The 2,535-nt window shown below is 41.4% G+C and carries 1 protein-coding gene; it reads left to right on the forward strand.

The genetic code is table 11. The features are described from left to right. Positions 1-2,535 (forward strand): HYR-like domain-containing protein (locus tag ACNQGX_RS18250; RefSeq protein ID WP_470303523.1); only part of this gene is annotated, 2,535 nt, incomplete at both ends.

Here is a 2,535-nt window from a genome sequence, read left to right on the forward strand (position 1 = left end):
GCCTGCCGGTTCAACTGTAGCTTGTGTGGCTTCGGCTGTGGCTTCCACCATTCAATTGCCGACAGTAACGGACAATTGCGGAAACTCACTTTCTCCGACTCCGGCAAGCCCTGCAACCGGTGGAACTTATGACGGATGTGAAGGAACTAAAACCTTCTCTTACACCTATACCGATTGTGAAGGAAACTCTCAAGACTTTGTCTATACTTACACTATCGAACGCGAACCATTCACTACAATTGAGCCTGCCGGTTCAACTGTAGCTTGTGTGGCTTCGGCCGTGACTTCCACCATTCAATTACCGACAGTAACGGACAATTGCGGAAACACGCTTTCTCCGACTCCGGCAAGCCCTGCAACTGGAGGAACTTATGATGGATGCGAAGGAACTAAAACCTTCACTTACACGTATACCGATTGTGAAGGAAACTCTCAGTATTTTGTCTATACTTACACTATCGAACGCGAACCATTCACTACAATTGCGCCTGCCGGTTCAACGGTAGCTTGTGTGGCTTCGGCCGTGACTTCCACCATTCAATTACCTACTGTAATGGACAATTGCGGAAACTCACTTTCTCCGACTCCGGCAAGCCCTGCAACTGGTGGAACTTATGACGGATGCGAAGGAACTAAAACCTTCACTTACACGTATACCGATTGTGAAGGAAACTCTCAGGATTTTGTCTATACTTACACTATCGAACACGAACCATTCACTACAATTGAGCCTGCCGGTTCAACTGTAGCTTGTGTGGCTGATATCGTTGCTCCGACTGTACCGGTGGTTACCGATAATTGTGGTAACACATTAACGGCTTCTGCTACCGTGGTTTCTGCAACACCTGCCTGTGAAGGAACGGTAACTTATACCTACACTTTCACCGATTGTGAAGGAACTGCACACGACTGGGTTTACACCTATACAATCGATGATACTATTGCACCGACAGCAACAGTACCTACGGATATTACTGGTTTACAATGTATTGCTGACATACCTACTGCAGATATTAATGCTATAATTGATGAAACCGATAACTGTAGCGGAACGGTAAACGTTATTGTTTCTGATTCCAACAATGAAGCTTCTGGTTGTAAAGGAAATCCTTACATCGTAACTAGAACCTACACTTTGACCGATTGTGGCGGTAATGAAACTAAATTAGTACAAACCATTACCGTTGAAGATACTACTGCACCTATATTGGCAGGTGTGCCTGCGAATGTAACTGTTGAATGTAATGCAATACCTGCGGTAGAAATAGCAGTAAACATAAGTGCAACGGATAATTGTGATGCCACACCAGTAGTAACTTATCTTGGGGAAGTTAGAACCAATGGTGACTGTGCCAACAATTATACTTTAACCAGAACTTGGAGAGCTGAAGATGCCTGTGGAAATATTTCTACAGCTTCACAAACCATCAATGTTCAAGATACAACACCTCCAACTATTACACCTCCACAAAATATAATACTTAGCAGTGGGGCAAATTGTGTTACTGATATTAGCCCTACTATAACAGGCAATCCAACATACAATGACACTTGTGATTCAAATCTAGCACCTCCTAGCTATACTGATTCTGAATGTTTTGGCAACTCAACAAATAATGGATCAATCAATGCTGGAAATGGTAATTATTTCCCATTTACTATAACAGGTTTTGATGATACATTAGCTAGTAATATCGAAAAAATAGCTTTAGCATTCGAAACGAATCAAGGAAAAGGTAGAGCTGAATTCACATTAGTATCACCTAATGGTCAAGGAATAATTTTAGTTGGTCCATATTGTTCTGGTGGAGCGTGTGATGATGCAACATCAAACACAAAAGAATTATACTTACCTGTATTTTATCCTAATAGTTCTGATTATACAAAATGGAACAATAGCAATTTTGTTCAAGATGGTGTTAGTCAAAACTTCACTCCAAACGGAGTAACCAGTTCGACGAATACAATCATTGGGTTGACATCATATGTATCCAGCTTTGAAAGTTTTACAGGACCTATGAACGGTACTTGGTTTATTTATTCCAGAAAACAAGCAAGTGTAAATGGCAGTATTAATTTTAATAGTGTTTGTTTAACCCCAGCGGCTACTTGTCTGGGAAATAAAGTTATTTCTAGAACTTGGACTGTTACCGATGCATGTGGAAATTCATCTACTGCAAATCAGACAATAAAAATTCAAGATACAACGGCTCCTGTATTTGTAGAAGCTTTGCCTGCAAATGTATCGGTACAATGTTCTGATGTTCCTACTGCTGCTACTCTAACGGCTACTGATAATTGTGGTGATGCTGTGGTGACTTTCGAACAAACAACCACTCCTGGATTATGTGCTGGTGCTTACACACTAAATCGTACTTGGACTGCGAAAGATGCTTGTGGCCTTACTGCAACTCATACACAAACTGTGACTGTTGAAGATACAACGGCTCCTGTATTTGTAGAAGCTTTGCCTGCAAATGTATCGGTACAATGTTCTGATATTCCTACTGCTGCTACTCTAACGGCTACTGATAA

Origin of the sequence: Flavobacterium glycogeni (assembly GCF_048286775.1) — a bacterium.
Taxonomy (GTDB): domain Bacteria; phylum Bacteroidota; class Bacteroidia; order Flavobacteriales; family Flavobacteriaceae; genus Flavobacterium.